The organism is uncultured Gimesia sp. (assembly GCF_963972345.1).
Lineage (GTDB): Bacteria > Planctomycetota > Planctomycetia > Planctomycetales > Planctomycetaceae > Gimesia.
The window spans coordinates 1-21359 of record NZ_CAXAVM010000027.1; the positions used below are offsets into that span (position 1 = coordinate 1).

21 protein-coding genes are annotated in these 21359 nt (G+C 53.0%); 10 read left to right on the plus strand and 11 right to left on the minus strand.

The features are described from left to right. Positions 1 to 770: nucleoside triphosphate pyrophosphohydrolase (gene mazG / locus AACZ40_RS06795; protein ID WP_339673701.1), on the plus strand; the 770-nt coding region annotated here is incomplete at its 5' end. A gap of 29 nt (positions 771 to 799) precedes the next feature. Here the strand turns inward: mazG and AACZ40_RS06800 are convergent. The 4 genes from AACZ40_RS06800 to AACZ40_RS06815 all read right to left on the minus strand — a co-directional run bounded on the left by AACZ40_RS06800 (position 800) and on the right by AACZ40_RS06815 (position 4900). Next, the gene (locus tag AACZ40_RS06800) at positions 800 to 1756 is read right to left on the minus strand and encodes an ornithine cyclodeaminase family protein (RefSeq protein WP_291174060.1); all 957 of its coding nucleotides are present in this window, start codon (positions 1754 to 1756) and stop codon (positions 800 to 802) included. Positions 1757 to 1930: 174 nt separating this feature from the next. Continuing rightward, positions 1931 to 2887, minus strand: a complete 957-nt coding sequence (locus AACZ40_RS06805) for a GNAT family N-acetyltransferase (protein ID WP_291174058.1) — start codon at positions 2885 to 2887, stop codon at positions 1931 to 1933. A 101-nt stretch (positions 2888 to 2988) separates the two neighbouring features. Beyond that, the gene (locus tag AACZ40_RS06810) at positions 2989 to 3942 is read right to left on the minus strand and encodes a transketolase C-terminal domain-containing protein (protein WP_291174056.1); all 954 of its coding nucleotides are present in this window, start codon (positions 3940 to 3942) and stop codon (positions 2989 to 2991) included. A gap of 115 nt (positions 3943 to 4057) precedes the next feature. After that, positions 4058 to 4900 carry a transketolase gene (locus AACZ40_RS06815; RefSeq protein WP_291174054.1) on the minus strand — a complete coding sequence of 281 codons (843 nt, stop codon included), beginning with the start codon at positions 4898 to 4900 and terminating at the stop codon, positions 4058 to 4060. 472 nt (positions 4901 to 5372) lie between these two features. On the opposite strand from AACZ40_RS06815, the gene AACZ40_RS06820 reads away from it, so the two are divergent. After that, the gene (locus tag AACZ40_RS06820; protein WP_291174053.1) at positions 5373 to 5792 is read left to right on the plus strand and encodes a hypothetical protein; all 420 of its coding nucleotides are present in this window, start codon (positions 5373 to 5375) and stop codon (positions 5790 to 5792) included. Positions 5793 to 5804: 12 nt separating this feature from the next. Here the strand turns inward: AACZ40_RS06820 and AACZ40_RS06825 are convergent, their stop codons facing one another. After that, on the minus strand, positions 5805 to 7319 hold the full coding sequence (locus AACZ40_RS06825; RefSeq protein ID WP_291174051.1) for a sulfatase: 1515 nt from the start codon (positions 7317 to 7319) through the stop codon (positions 5805 to 5807). 194 nt (positions 7320 to 7513) lie between these two features. Beyond that, positions 7514 to 8221: an LON peptidase substrate-binding domain-containing protein gene (locus AACZ40_RS06830; protein ID WP_339673705.1), complete on the minus strand. Its 708-nt coding sequence runs from the start codon at positions 8219 to 8221 to the stop codon at positions 7514 to 7516. 134 nt (positions 8222 to 8355) lie between these two features. Here AACZ40_RS06830 and nth point away from each other — a divergent pair, with 134 nt between their 5' ends. Then, positions 8356 to 9057 carry an endonuclease III gene (gene nth, locus AACZ40_RS06835; protein ID WP_291174046.1) on the plus strand — a complete coding sequence of 234 codons (702 nt, stop codon included), beginning with the start codon at positions 8356 to 8358 and terminating at the stop codon, positions 9055 to 9057. 137 nt (positions 9058 to 9194) lie between these two features. Beyond that, positions 9195 to 9764: a dCTP deaminase gene (gene dcd, locus AACZ40_RS06840; RefSeq protein ID WP_291174044.1), complete on the plus strand. Its 570-nt coding sequence runs from the start codon at positions 9195 to 9197 to the stop codon at positions 9762 to 9764. A 90-nt stretch (positions 9765 to 9854) separates the two neighbouring features. Here the strand turns inward: dcd and AACZ40_RS06845 are convergent, their stop codons facing one another. From AACZ40_RS06845 to AACZ40_RS06855, 3 genes are all read right to left on the minus strand, one after another. Next, on the minus strand, positions 9855 to 10877 hold the full coding sequence (locus tag AACZ40_RS06845) for a 2-oxoacid:ferredoxin oxidoreductase subunit beta (RefSeq protein ID WP_291174042.1): 1023 nt from the start codon (positions 10875 to 10877) through the stop codon (positions 9855 to 9857). Between the two features lie 81 nt (positions 10878 to 10958). Next, the gene (locus AACZ40_RS06850; protein WP_291174040.1) at positions 10959 to 12827 is read right to left on the minus strand and encodes a 2-oxoacid:acceptor oxidoreductase subunit alpha; all 1869 of its coding nucleotides are present in this window, start codon (positions 12825 to 12827) and stop codon (positions 10959 to 10961) included. 733 nt (positions 12828 to 13560) lie between these two features. Beyond that, positions 13561 to 14646 carry a class I SAM-dependent methyltransferase gene (locus AACZ40_RS06855; RefSeq protein WP_291174038.1) on the minus strand — a complete coding sequence of 362 codons (1086 nt, stop codon included), beginning with the start codon at positions 14644 to 14646 and terminating at the stop codon, positions 13561 to 13563. Positions 14647 to 14906: 260 nt separating this feature from the next. On the opposite strand from AACZ40_RS06855, the gene AACZ40_RS06860 reads away from it, so the two are divergent. Together AACZ40_RS06860 and AACZ40_RS06865 are read left to right on the plus strand one after the other, a co-directional pair. Then, positions 14907 to 16277, plus strand: a complete 1371-nt coding sequence (locus tag AACZ40_RS06860; protein ID WP_291174036.1) for a DUF1501 domain-containing protein — start codon at positions 14907 to 14909, stop codon at positions 16275 to 16277. Positions 16278 to 16326: 49 nt separating this feature from the next. Further along, the gene (locus AACZ40_RS06865) at positions 16327 to 16803 is read left to right on the plus strand and encodes a hypothetical protein (protein ID WP_291174034.1); all 477 of its coding nucleotides are present in this window, start codon (positions 16327 to 16329) and stop codon (positions 16801 to 16803) included. Positions 16804 to 16833: 30 nt separating this feature from the next. Here AACZ40_RS06865 and AACZ40_RS06870 read toward each other — a convergent pair whose 3' ends face one another. Continuing rightward, entirely contained in the window at positions 16834 to 17934 is a 1101-nt protein-coding gene (locus tag AACZ40_RS06870; RefSeq protein ID WP_291174032.1) for an alkene reductase, read from the minus strand. Positions 17935 to 18258: 324 nt separating this feature from the next. Between AACZ40_RS06870 and AACZ40_RS06875 the strand changes: the two genes are divergently transcribed. Together AACZ40_RS06875 and AACZ40_RS06880 are read left to right on the plus strand one after the other, a co-directional pair. Continuing rightward, on the plus strand, positions 18259 to 19236 hold the full coding sequence (locus AACZ40_RS06875; RefSeq protein WP_291174030.1) for a YihY/virulence factor BrkB family protein: 978 nt from the start codon (positions 18259 to 18261) through the stop codon (positions 19234 to 19236). Positions 19237 to 19288: 52 nt separating this feature from the next. Continuing rightward, on the plus strand, positions 19289 to 19714 hold the full coding sequence (locus tag AACZ40_RS06880; protein WP_291174028.1) for a DUF4112 domain-containing protein: 426 nt from the start codon (positions 19289 to 19291) through the stop codon (positions 19712 to 19714). A gap of 9 nt (positions 19715 to 19723) precedes the next feature. On the opposite strand, the gene AACZ40_RS06885 is transcribed toward AACZ40_RS06880, so the two are convergent. Beyond that, positions 19724 to 20035: a hypothetical protein gene (locus AACZ40_RS06885; RefSeq protein WP_291174026.1), complete on the minus strand. Its 312-nt coding sequence runs from the start codon at positions 20033 to 20035 to the stop codon at positions 19724 to 19726. A gap of 83 nt (positions 20036 to 20118) precedes the next feature. On the opposite strand from AACZ40_RS06885, the gene AACZ40_RS06890 reads away from it, so the two are divergent. Both AACZ40_RS06890 and AACZ40_RS06895 read left to right on the plus strand, forming a co-directional pair. Continuing rightward, on the plus strand, positions 20119 to 20535 hold the full coding sequence (locus AACZ40_RS06890; RefSeq protein ID WP_291174025.1) for a GNAT family N-acetyltransferase: 417 nt from the start codon (positions 20119 to 20121) through the stop codon (positions 20533 to 20535). A gap of 102 nt (positions 20536 to 20637) precedes the next feature. Next, a complete protein-coding gene (locus tag AACZ40_RS06895) occupies positions 20638 to 21333 on the plus strand; it encodes a GDSL-type esterase/lipase family protein (protein WP_291174023.1) in 696 nt (231 codons plus the stop codon). Positions 21334 to 21359 lie beyond the last annotated feature (26 nt).

Below are 21359 nucleotides of genomic sequence, written 5' to 3' on the forward strand. Positions count from 1 at the left end.
CTCTGGCAACGATCAAACCTTACACCCTCGAAGAGACCTACGAACTGCTGGAAGCCATCGATTCCGGCAATGATGAACATATTATTGAAGAACTGGGGGATCTGTTACTGCAGATCGTGCTTGATGCCCAGATCGCCGCCGATGAAGGTCGATTTGATCTGACGCATGTCGTCGATCGCCTGACGCTGAAAATGATCGAACGGCATCCGCATGTATTCGGCGATGTTGCCGCAGAAACTCCCGAGGAGGTACGCCGCAACTGGGATCAGATCAAGGAGCAGGAAAAGCAGCGACGGTCGATTTTTGATGGCCTGCCTGCAGCATTGCCGGCTTTGGCGCGGGCCTCACGGATCGCAGAAAAAGCAGCGAAGGTGGGATACGATTTTCCGCATCGCGACATGCTGTTTGATAAACTGCGGGAAGAGATACAGGAACTGGCCGATGAAATCTATCCCGGAGGGCAGATTCCCCATACACCGGCCAGTGTTGAGGCGGACATCGTCGCTGACAGGGAACTTGCGGACCCGGAACTGCGCGAGCGGGTGGAAGGAGAACTGGGAGACATCCTGTTTGTGGTCGCCAATATTGCCCGCCGCTGGAAAATCAATCCCGAAGAAGCGCTCCGAAAAAGCAACAGTAAGTTTCAACAGCGCGTGCAGAAAATTGAACAGGAACTGGAACGAACCGGTAGTTCCATTCAGAAAGCTTCGCTGCAGGAAATGGAACAGATCTACCAGGCAGTCAAGCAACAGGAAAAACAGAACTCCTGAAGCATTGACCTGTCAGCAGCAATTCTGTTTCAAAATGGCAGGTCGACGCCCAGACCCTCTTCGAGCGCCAGTTCATAAACCTTGACGCCCATGGCAATATCTTCCACCGCCAGACCGACCGATTTAAACAGCGTGACCTGGTCATCTGTGGCGCGACCGGTTTCACGCTCGGCAACAATTTCACACAGGTTATGCATCAGCCGCCAGTCGGTAATCCCTTCATCCACGGGCGGCATGAAGTCGCCCGCTTCAATCTTACACTGCTCAATGTCATCGCAGACAATCACATCAGCCCGCTTAATGGTCGTGCGATCAATTTCGCGCCGCGAACGATGATTGGAACCAATCACATTCAGGTGAGTGCCTTCATCCAGGACGCGTCCGTCAAACAGCGGTGTTTTACTGCTGGTGGCACAGATCACGATATCTTTTTCTGCGGCAGTTTCATCGGGAGAATGCGAGGCGGTGACTTCGACATCGCACAGTTCGGTCATTTCTTCTGCGAACCGACTGCAATGCTCATAGTTGCGTGAGTAAACCGAAACGAATTCGATTTTGCGCGTCAGACAGACCGCCTGCAGTTGTGTGCGCGCCTGCAGCCCGGTGCCAAACAGACCCACGACTTTGGAATCGGGTCGCGCCATGTATTCGGTTGCCACTCCACTGGCAGCGCCGGTGCGCAGCTGGCCCAGAAAATCCCCTTCGATCAACGCCCGCATTTCGCCAGTCTCCTGATCGTAAATGGCAACGTGAAACTGGGCAGCCTCTTTGGTGGTTGTGTAGGCTTTCCAGCCGACATAGCCCAGATATTCACTGGCGGCAGACATCGTGTGCAGCATGATGCCGGGTGCCTTGACTCGCTGCCGGGGTTCATTCTTCGCGCGACCGGCGGCCAGTTCTTTAAAAACCTTATGTGTGATGAGGATGGATTTTTCCATATCCATCAGGGAGCGAACATCGTCTTCGGTGATATACAGTGCCGCCATGTACGGTTACCTTTGCAAGTTTAGCCTGTGTCCAGTTTAACAAAACGTCTCCAGGTCCATCTGAACCGAGTATACTCGATAAACAGACACGATGGTGACAGGTGATGCGCTCTGGAAATCACTGTCGCGCATACCCGATGTCTCCTAAAGTCGACACCACCATCCTCTTACACGCTAACGTGAAATCTTTTGATATACAATACCAGTATCAACCTGATAGTAGCCAACCGCTTCTGCAACATTCGAGGCAACCGTATTATTCTCGTCCACATGCAGTTCGAGTTTAGTGATCAGTTCATCCTGCAGGCGGCGGGCGATTTCCAGCAGTAACGACTGGCCATACCCTTTACCGCGGTCCTCTTCCTTCACGAAGACATCGGTCAGTCCGATCACCCGTTCTTCCCACTTGGGAATGTAGAGATCCAGTCCGACGATGGTGGCAGAAGCGACCGCCGGTTCACCGGTTTTGGAAGCGAGCTCAAAGTGCAGTGTTTCGAGTCGCCCCATGCGGGTCAGCCACCACCAGTTGGGCGCCTGGAAATCATCGGAAATGTTCAGCTGCATTTTGCGGCGGATATTCACCAGATGAAACTTGATCGGCGGTTTCTGGCCGAGCAGGTCACGCTGGTAAATACGGGTCGAACTAATCGGTTCATAACCCACGGCTTCAAAAAAAGGAGCCGCCAGTGGATCAGACAGCAGAAAACCAGAAGGTCGAGTCCCCCCATACAGGCCCACCAGATACGGGGAGCGCAGACCAGAGGGACCCGCGATAATATCGGTTGCCCCTTTGGATTTGAGGTACTCCTCTGCCCGTTGTACCAGCTCACGGCCGATGCCCTGACGACGGTAATCAGGGTGTACGATCACCGCACAGATCACACCTTTGGTGAAGTCCAGTGCAGAGCCTGCCTCGTTAGCACCAAAACCGGCCAGCACAAAGCCGACCTGTTCGCCATCCTGTTCCGCAACGATCAGGCCTTCCGGATCGAAGTACGGCTGCGAAAAAATCAGCACTTCAAAGGCATCGTTACTGAGACATTCCGCGGCTCCTCTACCCAGTCCTGCAGTGTGCCATAACTTCAGCAGCTGCGGTGGGTCGGTATTATGAAACGCGCGAAACTCAGTCACAAAGTTCTCTCACAAAATGTGAACGGGACTTAGAATCAGATATTCTGAAACAGGAATAGAAAAGGCCCTCCTGTGAAATCCCAAGAGGGCCTGTTGATTCCTTATTTTACTTTTTTGACAGCTTCGACAATCGCAGCAGCTGTCAGACCGTATTTGTCCAGCAGACCTTGAGGATCACCACTTTCTGCAAAACAGTCACCCACATTGACGTAAGCCATCGGGACCGGACTGGTCTGTGAAACCGCCATGGCGACTGCAGATCCCAGTCCGCCGTGTGCGAGGTGCTCTTCAGCAACCACAATCGCGCCTGTTTCACGAGCCGCTTTCTGAACCGCATCCACGTCCAGAGGTTTGACCGTATGCATATCGATCACACGCACGCTGACGCCTTCTTCTGCCAGTTTGGTCGCCGCATCGATCGCACCGGCGACCATCAGTCCGTTTGCGATAATGGTAACGTCATCACCTTCACGAACCGTATTGGCTTTGCCGATCTCGAAAGTATCCCCTTCCGAATAGATTTCGGACACTTTGGGACGTCCCAGGCGCAGGTAAACAGGACCTTCGTATTCCAGCATTGCCGCAGTGGCTGCTTTTGTGGAAACCGCATCCGCGGTGACCATCACGACCATGCCCGGCAGACTGCAGGCCAGGGAGACATCTTCGATGCCCATCTGGGAAGGACCATCTTCGCCGATGGAAATACCGGCATGAGTTCCCACCAGTTTGACGTTCATGTTCGGGAACGCGATCGACATTCTGATCTGGTCGTAAGCATTACACAGCAGGAAAGCCGCGAAGCTGGCGACAACCGGGATATGTCCCGTAGAAGCCAAACCGCCGGCCACACTGACCATGTTGCTTTCTGCAATCCCGACATTAAAGGCCCGTTCCGGATAGGCGTGGGCAAAGACTTCTGTGCGGGTTGAGTTCCCGACGTCACCGTCTACCGTCACGATTCCCGGATATTTATCACCCAGTTCTTTCAATGCATCACCAAACGCATCGCGGGTGGCTTGTCCGATTTTCAATCCACTCAATTCGCCTAAATACATAATGATCTGTCTCTTTTTTTGTATGTGTTGACTTTAGATGTTATTTGATTCGATCCGCCAGCGATCATTGCGTTCCCGAAAGTGGTTCCGGTCTGCGACACCTGCTGGCAGGGTTCTAAGCAAGAAACGCCAGAGCTTTTTCTGCCAGTTCCGGTGAAAGTGGCTTACCGTGATAGTTCACATCGCCGGTTTCTTCCAGAATGGGCAGAATTCCATACCCTTTTTTGGTCTTTGATATAATGGCTTTGGGTCGATCTGTCACTTTAGCTGCATTTTCCAGAGCTTTGACAACCGCTTCCTGGTCGTTGCCTTCAATCGTCTGTGTATACCAGCCAAAAGCAGAGATTTTTTCTTCAAAGGAACCCAGATCGAGTACATCATGAGTTGAGCCGGTCTGCTGATATCCATTCTGATCGATAATGGCAGTCAGGTTACCCAGCTTGTATTTTTCAGCGGTGGCCAATGCTTCCCAGACCTGACCTTCGCCCATTTCCCCGTCGCCGATCACGACGAAAACATTGGAACCATTTTTGTTCAGGCGTGCGCCGAGGGCCTGGCCGATCCCCAGTGAAAGTCCCTGTCCCAGCGAACCTGTTGAGGCTTCGATGCCGGGCAGACGTTTCATGTTGGGATGACCTTCAAACGGGCTGCCCAGTTTGCGGAGAGTCATGACATCGTCTTCCGAGAAGTAGCCCGCTTCCGCCATGGCTGCGTACAGTACGGGAACCGCGTGGCCTTTACTCAGAATGAAACGATCGCGGCTGTCCCAGCTGGGATTTTCGGGATCGTATTTCATAAAACCACCAAACCAGAGTGCGTTCACGACTTCCACGGCAGACAGGCTGCTGCTGGGATGTCCGCTGCCGGCTTCGGTGGTCATACGGATGATCAGACGACGAAGGACTTTACCTTTTTCCTTCAACTCTTCCAATGATAAGGCATTTGCTTGAGCAGCCACTGTGATTCCTTCAATTCTTCTAGACAGACAAAAAAGTTGCCCCGCTCCCAACCAACTTACTTCCCTCAGTCTGTACTCTGACGAACTGATTGTACATGACTGAAGAAGTGCGGTGCCGAAATCGGGTAACCGTAGATTTGAGCGGCGACAGCATTCACGCGCCACCAGGCGCAACCTAAGCGCGTCGATGTATAAAGCGTATGCTAACGAGCAAAGCTGCCAGCGACAACCATTCCGGCAGGAGAAACCCGTTTGACTAATTGGAAAAAGGGCTTACCTGACCCGATTTGTCGTTAAATTCACAAATCTCTGCCCGAACTTTCATAAGCGACAGACCTGGTCTCTCATTTCTTTAGAAATACACAACTGTTTACACGAATAGTCTTTAAAGCCTGTTAACATTCACTCATAATAGAACAGGTACTCACAGCGGAAGCATTCAAAATCCCAACAGGATTGAGGCTCTCAAGTCATGTCAGAAAAACCGTTTACAGACCAGGAACTGCTGGCCTACCTGGATGAAAGTCTCTCGGTCGCGCTGATGTCAGAAGTCGAAGCCACCCTCCGCAGTTCGGATTCATTACGGGTTCGCCTGGCAACGCTGTCACGCCAGCGAAACGATGGCGTCCATTCGGTAGGAGAAATCTGGAGACGAAATCGCCTGAGTTGCCCTTCGCGGAGCCAGCTGGGAGGCTATCTTCTGGAGACGCTGCCTTCCGACTATCACGAATACATCGAATTCCACTTACATGAAACCGGGTGCCGCTACTGCCAGGCGAATCTGGAAGATCTGAAAGCGGGACTCTCCGCGGCTTCTCAGGATTCCAATCGACGTCGCCAGAAATACTTTCAGTCTTCCGCCGGTTACCTGTCTGCTGATAAAGACGAATAAACACTGAAGCTGTCAGTCAAGCGGCCTCGATTCAAAGTCAGTTTCGTTGACCCAGCCTGCTTTGACTTTTTCTCCCTGCATATAGCGTTCATAAAAGCCACGCGTGCGGGGGTCGGAATACTGATATTTCTCAAAGACCGAACCGTTGCCCAGAACCCGCGGATCTTTCTGTGCTGTCAGTTCGTCCTGCAGCTGTTTCTTCAGAGACTCTTTCTGATCCTGATATGCGGGTAGTGTTGCGAGATTCTGCATACATTCCGGATCTTCACTGATGGCGTACAGTTCTTCTCCCGGTCGTCTGCCAAACGCCCATTGCCAGAATGCTTCCTGTTTCCCGTCGCGACGCAGTTGCAGGATCACTGACTTGGTCGGGCTGCCATCGCAGTTCAGATAACCGGTTTCGGGATTACCGGCAGGCCAGCGTCCCGGTTCGTCATTCTTGAGATACAGCATCCCCTGTTTGACGATTCCTCGAATCGGATATCCCTGATCATGGGGCCTGCCGATATCATGGCGTTCTTTGCCTATCAGAACATGATCGCGCTGCGGATTGACAATCCCTGATTTTTCTGAGTGAAAAATATCCGATAGACTCCGCCCGGTGATCGGCTGCATGCCAGCCTCTTCTGCTGTCAGGCCCGCCACTTCCAGAAACGTGGGAGCAAAGTCAATAAAACTGACATAATCTTCAATCACCCGGTTGCCGGATTGGATCCCCTGTTTCCACATGATGGCCAGCGGCAGATGGTTGGAACGCTCGTACTCCTGTCCTTTGACACGGGGAAAGGGCATCCCGTTATCGGCGGTTACGACCACCAGCGTGTTCTCCAGTTCGCCCCGCTGCTCCAGCAGATTGAGCATCCGCACAAGATGCTGGTCGAAATATTCGATTTCGTAAGCGTAATCGAGCATGTCCGTGCGAACGGTTTCGTTATCAGGCCAGTAAGCGGGAACACGATCAATGTCGGTAACTTTCTTGCCGGCTTTTTTGATACCGGCACCATACTCGTAACCACGATGCGGTTCTAATCCGCCATACCAGAAACACCACGGTTTTTCCGCAGTACTCTGCTTGAGGAACAGTTCAAAGTTCGCCGCGTAATCAATGGGCGAGATTCCACTGGCCGGGGGTTTGGTGCGTTTCTGATTGTATGCGGGCCCTACCAGATCGCGGCGTTTACCGTTCGCATCGACGGCAACCCCCGGCGCCCAGCCTTTCGCCGTCTTACCCACTGCATAACCGGCGTCTGCCAGGGATTCGACATATGTTTTGAATTCAGTTGGAAAAAATGCCATGTGATTACCGGCTGCTTTGAGCTGCCAGGAATTGCGTCCCGTCAAAATGCAGGCCCGTGACGGCGCGCACTTGGCATTCGGGGTATAAGCGTTGTTGAAGAGCAGTCCTTCCCGCGCTACTCGATCAAAGCCGGGCGTCTTGACCCAGGAACAGCCATAAGCGCCCATATGCGGAAACGAAGCATCGTCGGCGATACAGAACAGAATGTTGGGGCGTTTGTTCGCTGCCACATTTGTTTCTGCGTGGACAAGCCCAGAGGTGAATATGCTGAGAAGAAGGAGGCCCGGTACTGCAGTCAAACAGTTTTTCATTTCAACGTTTCTCCGATTGCGCCATCCAGGGTGGAAGCAGTGCTGCGTGTAAGATCAATCATTTATCTTACGCAACCAGAGAAAAGGTCTCAAGAAAGAAAGGACCGTGCGACTCAGTTACAACTGAATTCGGTAGCACCAACTCCCGCGGCGGGATTCTGCTGCAGTTCGCGGTGTTTGTTTTTGAGGAAACTTAACAGGAGATCACTGCGAAGATCGACATCCGGCTCATTCAGGAGCATCTGACTCAACGCTGGTTCCAGCCGGATCGTACCGGCGAGGGTATCACAGAGAGTGCCCAGCCTGATTTCCCGATGCAATTGATTATAGTACAACGGATTGGAAGCATGATTCATATAGATGCGGGAATAATGCTCCAGCAGTTCCAGCTGACGATGTTCGCGGTGAATGACAGGCTGATCGGCATAATAATCTGCTTTTAAATCGAGCAGCGCTTTCTGATAAGGCAACCCGGATTTCTGCAACACCACCATCTGTGCGCGACACAGGCCCTGCAGCAGAAGCGAACGGCCCCCCGCCTGCAACTGATGGGGAGTCAGCACCGAAGCGACGCAGACCGTACGGATTTCAGACTCCATAGAAAGTTCCGCGCCCGTAGCGGCACACCTCTGTTTGAGATCGACGGCGATGATACCTCGGGCCTCAAGGGCTTCATCGATCAACTGGCAGTCAGCGGGATCGGTGAGGCGAAGCGGGATGACGGCATGCGGCAGCAGCACACAACCTTCCAGTTTCAATACGGGAACCATTCCGGAGATAGTCTTTAGCTGCTGCTCGATCACTGCGGTGTCTGGTACCATAATCTATTTCCCACTCCCTACATTGAAAAACCACTCCGAGTGCCCCATACTGAGTCGGTTCATGAATCTCAGCTGGCTGGTTCAAATCATGTCAGTCAGAGTAGCACTCCATTTTGGGAATTGTCACGCAGAATATGGCTAAAAAAAAATCGCAGGTCTCAGCAGGTTCCGGTTATAGCGACTCACTTGATGACAAAAAGAAACATGCCCGCAAAATCGCACGCGGCCTGGCCCGATTGTTCCCGGAACCCGAATGTGCGCTGATCCACGATTCTCCGTTTCAACTGCTTGTCGCGACAATTCTCTCCGCACAGTGCACCGACGAACGTGTGAACGCGACAACGCCGACCTTGTTCAAGAAATATCCGACCGCAGAAAAACTGGCGACCAGTAAACAGGCTGATGTCGAAAAGATTGTCTACCCGCTCGGCTTCTTCCGCGCCAAAGCGACCAACATCCGCAAGATGGCGCTGGCCGTCACACAGGAACATGCAGGCGAGATCCCCCGCACACTCCAAGAACTGGTCGCATTACCCGGCGTCGGGCGTAAGACAGCCAATGTCGTTCTGGGAACGGCATTCGGAATTCCCAGTGGCGTCGTCGTCGATACACACGTGAAACGCATCTGCAATATTTTCGGACTGACGACCAGCAAGAACCCGGAAATCATCGAACGCGATCTGATGGAGGTCCTGCCCGAAAAAGAGTGGATCGACTTTTCCCATCGCGTCATCCTGCACGGTCGTGCCACGTGTGTCGCCCGCAGACCCCGCTGCACGGAATGCAGTCTGCTGAAAATCTGCCCGCGGATCGGCTTAAAGCCTCTGGCAGAGTGAACGCTTTTCACTGGCACATACTGGTACTTGGCTCTGTTTCCGAAAAGATCCGCCCGAACCGTTGAAAGCCGGTCCGCACCGGTTTATGGTTCCAGTACGCAGAGTCTTTTTCCAACCTTCACCATAATGAGAAGCCAATGATCCTGACCGGGAAAGAAATCAAATCACGCCTGGGCACAGATATTGTCATTGAACCCTATCATGAAAAATATCTGAACCCCAACAGCTATAACCTCTGCCTGCATAACGAGTTGATGGTCTACGAAGAAATCGTGCTCGATATGGCCCGCCCCAACCGCCTGGGCAAATATGTCATTCCCGAAGAAGGCATGGTGCTCTATCCCGGCCAGCTCTACCTGGGACGAACCGTTGAACGGACCGAAACCCACAATCTCGTGCCGCTCCTGGAAGGCCGGTCTTCGATCGGGCGACTGGGAATTTCCGTACACGCGACCGCAGGCGTCGGCGATATCGGATTCTGTGGATACTGGACCCTGGAAATTACGGTCGCACAGCCCGTGCGGGTTTACGCGGGCGTTGCCATCTGCCAGATTATTTACAATGTACCAATTGGGGAAATTGTCGAATACAACAGCGACAAATATCAGAACAACAAAGGCATTCAACCCAGCCTGCTGTTCAAAGAACTGGACCCTGCCGAATCGCGCCAGATGCGACTCTCATTTGGCGAAGAAGCTTCGCAGTAATCCGTTTTCAGTGAAGACAAAAAGCATACATACAAAAAAGGCGTTACAGTGAATTCTGTAACGCCTTTTTTTATTTGAAATCTGAGTCGCTTACACGGTCCAGGTATCTCCGGTGTTAAACAATGCTTCCAGGTCTCCTTCGCCGTTGCGTTCGGTGGCGGCTTCCACCTGGCTGTAGACAGCGTCGTTGTAGGTGGGATGTTCGACACAGCGAAAGACCCCCATCGGTTCGGGCATTTCCGGATATCGCATGCTGGCCAGCAGAAACGCCAGATTCATATCTTCTGACTTTTCATCGTGGAACAGCAGGTCGTCTTCTGTAACCCCTTTGCCCAGTTCGACCACTTCCGGCTGGTCGTGACTGTTGAGGCGAACGCCTTTATCGCGATTTTTACCAAAGATCAGCGGTTTGCCATGTTCGAGATAGATGACATTCTCTTCTTTCTGGTCCTTCTTGGAAGCAAATTCAAACGCGCCCGAATTAAAGACATTACAGTCCTGGTAGACTTCCACAAAGGCAGACCCTTTGTGATGTGCCGCCCGTTCGAGAACGGAGCAGAGGTGTTTGATATCAACGTCAACGGAACGGGCGGCGAATGTCGCGCGGGCACCGATGGCAACCGACAGCGGATTCAAAGGCCGATCCACCGAACCAAAGGGCGTGCTCTTCGTTTTCGTCCCGGTCGGACTGGTGGGAGAGTACTGACCTTTGGTCAAACCGTAAATCTGGTTGTTGAACATGATCACTTTCAGATCCACATTGCGACGCAGTACGTGCATGAAGTGATTTCCGCCGATCGACAGCGAATCGCCGTCACCGGTGATCACCCAGACCTGCAGATCAGGGTTAGCCAGTTTGACGCCCGTGGCAATTGCCGGGGCCCGGCCGTGAATACTGTGCATGCCGTAGGTGTCCATGTAATACGGGAAACGGCTGGAGCAGCCAATTCCGGAAACGAACACAAACTTCTCTTTGGGAATCCCCAGAGTCGGCAGGACTTTTTTCATCTGGGCGAGAATGGAGTAATCACCACAGCGGGGGCACCAGCGGATTTCCTGATCGCTGGCAAAATCTTTTGGCGAGAGGACAGGCAGTGTGACATCAACGCTCATTTTTAACTATCCTTAAACGCAATAACTCGTTTTTTAAACTGGTTTATAATGGTATCAGATCAGACGATGTTCGAAAACAGGTTAGTTCTCTTTGACCATCTCTCTGATTTTCTGTTTAACTTCACTGATCAGGAACGGTTTCCCCTGAACTTTATTCAGGCCCACGGCATCAGCCAGATAGGTGCCCCGAATGATCAGGCGTAGCTGTCCGGTGTTTAATTCCGGAATCAACACTTTCTTGTACTTCTTAATCAGTTCGCCCAGGTTGCGGGGGAACGGATTCAGATAACGCAGGTGGGCGTGGGCCACGGACAGGCCTTCAGCTACGGACTGTTTGACGGCGGTACGAACTGCGCCGTAAGTGCCTCCCCAGCTGATCACCAGCAGGTCACCTGATTCGGGACCCTCGACCGTCTGTTCAGGAATGAAGTCTGCAATCCCCGCAATTTTTTCTGCGCGGAGTGTGGTCATATACTGATGGTTTTCGGGAGAGTAATTCACATTGCCGGTCACATCCGATTTTTCCAGGCCGCCCACACGATGTTCGCAACCAGGTGTGCCGGGAATGACCCAGGGACGGGTCTTCTTTTCGTTCCGCAGATAGGGCATGAATTCCCCATCGGTTTGTGTATTTTCCTGAACGACGGGGATTGGTGTGAGTGACGAGATTTCCGGGATCTTCCAGGGCTCGGCACCGTTGGCAATGTAACCGTCACTGAGCAAGAGCACGGGTGTCATGAATTCCACTGCGATCCGCAGGGCTTCCTGTGCCATCTCGAAGCAGTCTGCCGGTGTCGCAGGTGCGACGAGAGGCATCGGGCAGTCACCATTGCGGCCGAACATGCACATATACAGGTCCGACTGTTCGGTTTTGGTGGGTAGCCCCGTACTGGGTCCGCCGCGTTGAACATCGACCACAACCAGCGGCAATTCCATAATCGCTGCCAGTCCCATGCCTTCGCCTTTGAGAGCGATACCGGGACCACTGCTGGCAGTAATCGCCAGATCGCCGGCGAAAGAGGCACCAATCACACTGGTGATCGCGGCGATTTCGTCTTCTGCCTGGAACGTAACGACGTTGAAATTTTTCAGTTTGGAAAGTTCATGCAGAATGTCACTGGCGGGAGTAATCGGATAACCGCCATAAAACAGCTGTTTTCCGGCCAGCCTGGCAGCGGTGACAAATCCGAAGGCCAATGCTTCGTTACCGGTCACTTTACGGTATTTACCGGCTGGCAGTTCCGCGGGATCAACGCGGTAATGCACGGTAATCGCTTCAGTCGTAATGCCGTAGTTATAGCCGGCGTGTAACGCTTTGAGGTTCGCTTCAACCAGTTCCGGCTTTTTGGCAAACTTGCTTTTGACCCACTCTTCGGTGGGGGTCGCATCGCGCTGATAAAGCCAGTACACCAGGCCCATCGCGAAAAAGTTTTTGCAGCGTTCGGCTTCACGTGGCGAAAGTCCCAGCTCGGCGACGGCATCGCGCGTCAAACTGGTCATCGGCACTTTCTGCAGCTGGTAGGCAGCCAGAGCTTCTTCATCGTCGAGCGGGTTGCTGTCGTAACCGGCTTTGGACAGGTTCGATTTTTCGAACGCATCTTCGTTGACGATCAGTGTTCCGCCCCGCTTGAGATCGGCTACGTTGGTCTTGAGCGCCGCGGGATTCATGGCGATTAAAGTGTCGACTTCATCACCGGGTGTGTAAATGTCTGAGCTGGAGAAACAGATCTGGAAACCACTGACACCGCCCAGCGTACCGGCAGGTGCGCGGATTTCTGCGGGAAAGTCAGGCAGCGTGCTGACATCGTTACCGAAGACAGCGGACACATTCGTGAACTGCGTGCCGGCCAGCTGCATTCCATCGCCACTATCACCACAAAAACGAATTACAACAGCATCCAGTTGTTCGCTGATTTTGCCATTAGCACCAGACACATCAGTGGTTGACATTCTTTTAATTACTCCCCGGTAGTCGCCTGGGTTCAGGCGGTACAGTCTCAGTTGGATGAAAAATTATTTTTAAAGGTCTGTCTTCCCAATGATCGCGACTGCCGCTCGATCAAGAGACGGGTTCGCTGGCCTGGCCCTGTTTTTCGATCACGAAAAACCAGACACTTGCTCACTGAAAAGTTGAAACCGTGGAAAACGCGATGTGCTCTCTCAGACATGGTTCGGGACTGAATTGCTTCAGACCCCGCAGAAGGAGGGAAAGACGCAGGAGTAGGCCACACTTGGTTTTCACAAATTACATGCATCATTTCGTCTGTCGGGCGATTCCTTTCAATCCCTTGCGAGCATTGAAGTTCCGGCTCCAGACATCCGTGCTTTCCATCACGGCCTGCTTACCATCACTCCATTGAACGGCAAACTCAACGTAACAGATTTATTCCTTATAATCGGCATTTTTGCACTATATTCAACACTTGGAAAGGCCTTAAACATCACATTCTTTCCTGATTCTTCAGATTTTCTCTCATGAGATGCTACAGACCCTCGCTCAAATAAAATTATAGGCAGCCTGCTCAGACATCCAACTTAAATTATACAACGACATCCTGTTTTAATTCACAGGCAGATTTCAGTTCAACAACTATTAATTATTTTTCCCTAAGTGTAATGAAAACAGGGAGTAGAAACATACGGGTTTCTACTCCCTGTTGAGACACGGTCCACAACAAACCGTTCAACTCATTTTCGTCATTGTGTAAAAATAATTCATAATATCGTGAGGCAGCTCCTGAACATCAATATTATTGAAGCCTGCCTCTTCCAGCATGGAACACGCCAGTTCTTTGCCCCAGCAGGTTCCCAGCCCCGCGCCCCCCTGGGCCAGAGAGACGGTCATGCAATGCATGGTCGAAATGGTATAAAACATCGGCCCCAGCGGATTGGTGATGTTCTGCTCCACATTGCTGGAGGCGGCAATGTCCTGCATCAGGAAGGTGCCCCCCGGTTTCAGAGCCGCATTCACTTCGCGGAGAACCTGATCCGGCTTGGCCTGATCGTGAATCACATCGAAGGCCGTAATCAGATCAAAGGTGTCAGTCAGATCCATCTGCGAAACATCCTGTACCTGGAAATTCACGTTGGTCACGCCCCGTTTCGCCGCTGATGCTTGTGCCCGGCCGATCGATTCTTCCGAGATATCAAAGCCGGTAAAGCGACTTTGGGGAAACGCCGCTGCCATTTCAATCAGCGCCAGACCACTGCCGCAGCCAATATCCAGAACTTCGATGCCTGTTTTCAGCTGGTCTTCCAGTCCGGGCACCAACGGGAGAATATGTTCGAACAGGCCGCATACGACTGAATTATAACTCTCTTCCGCCATGACTTCGTGGAAGCGGGCGAACTCCGAATAAGGGACTCCGCCCCCTTCACTGAAACAGTCGACGATCTTATCTTCCACGGATCCCAGCACGGAAAACCACTGCATCGTCGTGGCAAAGTTATTCGACCCGGCGGCCCGTGTCAGCAGGGCGGCATGCTCGGCAGGTAGAAAACAGGTCTTCAACACCGGATCGTATTCCACAATTCCGCCCGTGACCATCGCGCCCAGCCACTCGCGGACATAACGTTCATTCAGGCCGGATCGCTCTGCGATGTCCTCACTGGTGGCATGCTCCATTTCGCTCATGATGTCAAACAGCCGGGCCCGGTGACCGATGGAGAGCATGAATGACAGCGCGCTGTGATTGACGATCTGCAGCAGTTTCTGACCGAATTCGTCTGTCCGCTCCGCATCGATATTCAGATTACAGTTGTTACACATTGTGAATCCCTTTCTTTCAGATTCCGTTGATAAAAATTGTTCTGATTTCCTGTTCGCGGGGAGCCCGACATTCCCGCGCCTAAACTACTGAGCGAAGAAGCCGGCCGCATGTTACCTGTTTTTTGAAAAAAACGAGCGTGGATCCCATTTTGTCCACCAGATGCATAAAGAATCTCTTGTGCGATAGACTTACACAGGTGTCGAGTGTTAAAATAGCGTTTCTTCCGATCCGGAACACATCCGCACACAGGAGGCCGCTGATGCAGGGCAGTTTATCAGACCATCGTCTATCACGCCGCGAATTATTACGTGTGGGCGCACTGGGTACCGCCGGTCTCACCCTGCCTCAACTTCTGGCAGCACAGGCAGTAAGAGCAGAAAGTCCAGCCACCGGGCCAGCGGCGAAAGCGGATGCCTGCATCATTCTGTTTCTGAATGGTGGCCCCAGCCATCTCGACATGTGGGACATGAAGCCCTCCGGCCCGATTGAAATTCGCGGCGAGTTCAATCCCATCGCCAGTTCGCTGGAAGGGGTTCAGGTCTGCGAACATCTGCCACTGCTGGCACAGCAAATGCATTACACGACTGTGATTCGTTCGATGAATCACAGCGTGAATAATTCGCATGCGGCTGCCGTCTATGCCGCACTCACCGGACACGATCGCGGCGAACAGGGAGGCGGCGCGAAGCCCGATGATCATCCCTGCCCGGGAGCCGTACTCGCCAAACTGCGGCCCACGCCCCACGGTTCGTTACCTTATATCTCACTTCCCTACCAGACAAAAGAAGGTGCCGGCGGCCCGCTGCAGCCCGGATTCCTGGCTGGTTTCATGGGAGCAACCTACGATCCGTTCTGGGTACTCGATGATCCCAATCAACCGAATTTTCATGTCCGCAACCTGGCGCTGCCGGAGGGGCTCGCCATCGATCGCATGAACGACCGCCGCAGCCTGCTTTCGTCGCTCGACCGGGGTTTGAACCTCGATTCGAATCAGACACTGGCTTCGATGAATGATTTTCAGAGAGAGGCGTTTGACCTGTTGACATCTAATAATGCCCAGAAGGCATTCAAGCTGAGTGAAGAACCCGACAGCGTCCGCGACCGCTATGGTCGCAACATCTACGGACAGAGTGTGCTGCTGGCACGGCGGCTGATTGAAGCCAACACGCGCGTGGTCACCATGTCCTGGGCACCGGATGCGAACGCCACCTGGGACACACACGGCCAGAACTTCAACAGTCTGAAAAATCAACTACTGCCGCAATTCGACGCCGCCTGCAGCAGTCTGATTGCCGACCTCGCTGAACGGGGGATGTTGCAACGCACGCTGGTCGCCGTACTGGGTGACTTCGGCCGCACACCAAAAATCAACAACAACGCCGGCCGCGACCACTGGAATTCGTGTTACTCGATCATGCTGGCCGGTGGCGGGATCAAGCCCGGCTTCGTCCTGGGTGCCAGCGACCGCTCCGGCGCGGTTCCCACGCACAGCCCCGTCTCACCCGGCGACATCGTCGCCACCATGTATCGCCTGCTGGGTATCGACCACCAGCATCTGATCTACGACACCCTCAACCGCCCGCACACCGTCGTCCCCGAAGCCCGACTCGTGCCGGAAATTATGGCGTGAGTAGGTGTGATCTTCGTAAGGTGAAGCCTTCTGACTAAGATTTTCTGATATGTCCAATACAATTCCCGGTTTTGCTGAATTTGCACCGCAACTTGACGTGCCTCATCAGGAACTGGTCTCCCAGTTGGAAAACAGTTCCGGCCTGGGTGTATCTCTATTGGATCCGAGCGAACTATATCACTTTCCTGACAGCCATCTGCCCAGTGCGTCAGCGCTGGTATTTCTTGTTTCAGATTGTCCGGGGATTAAAAATGCCACTAATCTGATTGACGGTCTGGATTATGCACCGGAAGCGGACATCGGCATGCCCCTTCGCAGTCGGGATCGAATTGAACTGATCCTGTTACTCATTGAGTCGCTGTTCACAGACCATCATGTGTCCCGCCTATGCATTGCCTTTAGTGATATGGATCAGATTGAAGCTGTCATCAAAACCAGACAAGCAGATCTGCGTAAGACGATTTTAGAGGACTGCGAATCCAATATCATGCCCCCCTGCTCAATCTATGACATCACGGCAGACTGAGCAGTTCAACAATACTGAGTGTGAAGCGCTTTACGCCTCTTCCGCGGCGGGGAAATCTGTATAACCTTTCGCACCGGTGGGGCTGTACCAGTCCTGCATGTCAGCTTCGGGCGCGAGTTCCAGGCCTTCCGCGAACCGATGTACCAGATCGGGATTGCTGATAAAGGGGCGGCCGAAAGCAATCATGTCGGCATCACCGGCGGCGATGGCTGCTTCGGCGGATTCCTGTGTATAACCGCAGTTGCCGATCAAGGGGTTGTGAAAGACCTTGCGGAATTCGGCCAGCGTCATCGGCTCTCCCAGTTCGTGGAAGCCGAAGCCCAGGCCATCCATGACGTGCAGATAAGCCAGGCCGAACTTATCCAGCTGAGAGGCGACGTAAGTAAACTGCTCGCGATAGTCGGGAGACCCCATGTCATTGAAGTTTCCATTGGGGGAAAGGCGCACGCCCACACGTTCTGCCGGCCAGACTTCGGTTACGGCAGAGACAACTTCGCCCAGCAGACGATACCGGTTCTCTACGCTGCCGCCATACGCGTCATTGCGATGGTTGGTTTTCGACTGCAGAAACGTGTCGAGCAGGTAGCCGTTCGCAGAATGAACTTCGATGCCATCAAAGCCGGCCCGTTTCGCCCGTTCGGCCGCCTGTCTGTAATCGGCGACGACAGCGGGCAGTTCATTGGTTTCCAGTGCGCGGGGAACTTCGTGCGGTTCTTTACCTTGGGGCGTATGAATATACTCGGCGTCGATGGGAATCGCTGACGGTGCGACGTGTTTCTCTCCATTGTGGAAACTGGGATGCGAAGCCCGGCCGCAGTGCCAGAGCTGCAGGAAGATCTTGCCCCCCTGTTCATGGACGGCGGCGGGAATCTGCTTCCAGGCGGCTTCCATTTCGTCCGTGTAAATGCCGGGGCTTTCATTCCAGCCATTCGCCTGCGGCGAGATCGTGGTTGCTTCTGTCATAATCAGGCCGGCGGCGGCACGTTGGGCATAGTATTCCGCCATGATCGGCCTGGGAACCCGCTCTGTCCCCGCGCGGGACCGTGTCATGGGAGCCATCGCAATCCGGTTGGGCAGCGTGAGGTCGCCAATCGTGACGGATGTAAACAGATGAGGTGTAGACGTGGTCATCACAGAATCCTTCATATTAATTCAATTAAGCAGGAGCGCTCACACACTGCTTAATAGCGGCGCATCAGTGTAGCCCACTATGCCGGTAGAATAAAAGCTCGCGGGCTCGGGTTCGTTCAGCGGCGCGATACCAGACGGTCGTGAGAGACAATCCACTGTTGTTCGCCCGTTTTGCAATACTGGCAGTTCAGAGACCAGTTCGCAGGCTCAGGCATCAATGTTCAGGTATATTTCCACTTAAGATTGGCGATTAGCCCATGTGGCATGTGAATTGCTTTTACTACCTGAGCATCCCCTGCCTTCTATTTTGAGGATCGGAGTCCCATGAAATTTCAGCGCCTGCGAAACGTATTAAAACGTTCCGGATCAGACTTTCTGTCCGACGAATGCATGGGCAGTGGTGCGGCGATTGCATATTACACGATTTTTTCACTGCCCCCCTTGCTGGCCATTGTGTTTGCCGTGACCACCCAGTTCTGGTCAGCCGAAAGAGTGACCACGGTGATTAATACCCAGTTGGGGTTACCGATCGAACAAAGTGTCTTGCAGGCGGACAGTGATTCATCTGCTTCAGAATTTAATCTGACGAGTGTCGCCGCGCGCGCCCAGCCCGGGCAACAACAGGAACACCCTTTGTGGTCTCGTATCCTGGGAATAGGCATCCTGGTTTTTTCTGCCAGTGGTGTCCTGGCCCAGTTGCAGACTGCGCTGAACAAAGCCTGGAATGTCGAGCCCGATCCCAGCCAGGGCGGAGTGATGCCCTTCATCAAAAAAAGATTGATCTCTCTGGGGATGCTAATCGTTATCGGACTGCTGTTACTCATTTCCCTGGTACTGACCACGTTTGTGGATGAGTTTACCCGCTGGATTCAGAATGGGGAACTGACGGGTGGTATGCTCACCGTGATGATGATCATTAATGGCATCTTGACTTTAGGTCTGGCGACTCTATTATTTGCCGCGACCTTTAAGGTTCTGCCTGATGCAAACATTAAATGGAGTGACGTCTTTGTCGGTGCAGGTGTAACCGCGTTACTGTTTGTGATGGGAAAGACCGGTATCGGCTGGTATCTGCAATATTCGGAAGCAGGTTCCAGCTGGGGAAGTGCCGCGACATCCATGATTGGAATTCTGATCTGGGTCTATTACTCCTCCCTGATCATTTTGCTGGGAGCAGAATTTACCCAAAACTGGTCCATCGAATTCGGCAGCGGTCTCAAACCGGCTCCCGGAGCCATCCTGGTCACTGAAGAAAAAAACTATCACCGTACGGAGAGTGAAGTACTGCTTCGCAAAAGCTGATTCCATCGAATCGCGATCCCTCCATGATCACCTGTGTTGAAAGGCATGTATCATGATTCAGAAAGTAAAAAGCAAACAATCATCGCCAGTCAAACCCATTGTTCTGCCCGCCCGGGACAGTGCCTACCGCGCGGAACGCGCTGATCGCTTCGCGGAGTTTGAAAAACTGACCCGTTTTCTGGATGATTCCATGAGAGTGCCGGGAACCAACATGCGGATTGGCTGGGATTCGCTTATCGGGATCATACCCGGACTGGGTGATGTGGTTTCGACTGCCTTATCGGGTTATCTGATCTATCAGGCAAAACAGCTGGGCGCGTCCAACTGGGTGCTGGCACGCATGGCGGGCAATGTAGGGCTCGACTTCCTGATTGGTGCCGTCCCCGTGGTGGGAGATGTCTTTGACGTCTTCTTCAAGTCGAACCGCCGCAATTCGAAACTGCTGAAAAAACACCTGGACCGTCGCAACGCCGGTTGACAGAGTTCCTCAGTTCTTTGAATTGGGAACAGGCAATTGGGCACCGATCTGTTTGAGATGATGCTTTAAGCAGCGAGCCGATCGATGTTCGCGCCTGGTAGAAGTCAACGTCATAACAGCCCAGATCAGTCCAACCCAGATCATCGACAGGAAGAATACCACATTCCAGGGTTTTTTGTCTGAAGTGTGCCTGGTTTGCGTGATGGAAAACAGGGAGAACAGCAGTATCGTGGCCTGTATCACCAGTAACGGCATACGGTACATCATCAGTTCTTTTCTCACACCTGATTTGAATTCAGAGATCAGACTTGAACGCAACATGTCCTGACTTATCATAACAGGTCTGAATTACGCACGCATGCTTTAAGGAACATAAAAGCGATGAATGTAAAACTGGAGCAGCAGTGAATCATCAGATTTCAGAAGCGCATCATGAACCGATTGAAACCGCGGTGACAGCAATTCTGTCGGAGAACGCGGCGGCGACCGGCTTTCCTTATACGCCAGATCCTGTGAAGCTCAAGATTGTGGAGTCGGGCACAATCATTGCGGGACTGGTTGGCTTTACCTGCTGGGACTGGCTGTATATCGAGACGCTGGCCGTCGATACGGACTATCGCGGACAGGGACTGGGGCGCCGGCTGGTCCTGGAAGCTGAACGCATTGCCCGCGCGCGGAACTGCCACGCAGCCTGGGTCGACACCTTCAGTTTTCAGGCGCCCGAATTTTACACACGACTGGGTTACACTTCGTTTGGGACGCTTCCTGATTTTCCCGCCGGGCAGCAGCGGATCTTCTTTCGCAAAAGTCTGACCGAGTGAATTGTCCGTATTGGAATTGTCGGTGACCTGCTGTTTCGAGTAGCATGACGGGAGTGACATACACGAGTCGATTTATCATGCACCCATTGAAAGTCTGCCACCATGTTTCAGTACTGTTTTCTGTTTCTGTTCTCATGTGTTTTACTGATGCCGATGGAAGCGGTCGCCGCGACCGTGATTAACGCGGGCGTGGGTGGAAACCGGAGTTCACAACTCCTGAAGCGGCTGGACCGCGATGTGCTGGCGAAGCAGCCAACGACCGTGGTGCTGATGGTGGGCACGAATGACCGGCTCAACTCGGGCGGATTCATCGACATTAAAAGCTACCGGAAGAATGTGGAATCGCTGATCGACCAGATCGAAGCAGCCGGTGCGAAAGTGCTGCTGGTGACACCTCCCACGTGCCTTCCCGAACTGCTGTTCAATCGACATGACCGTAAGAAGTATGACGATCAGTCGCCGGTCGCACGGATGCAGGAAGTCCGAAGCGTGCTGCTGGATGTGGCACAAGCGAAGAAAGTGGAGCTGCTCGATTTCCACGAATATCTGATCAAACACAAGATTGCCGACGGCCAGAAAACGAGCATGCTTCGCAACCCGGCCAACAGTGGGGTGAAAGATGGCGTGCATCTGATTCCCGCGGGATACGAGCTGCTGGCAAAGCTGGTCGCCGAGAAACTGCAGGCAGGCCAGTTTGATACGACGACGGTGGTCTGTTTCGGAGACAGCCTGACGAAAGGTTCAGAGCAAGTGAATTACCCGGCGTATCTGCAGACGATTCTGAATACCGGGAAGTGACTGCCGGATTGACGGCATAGTAACAA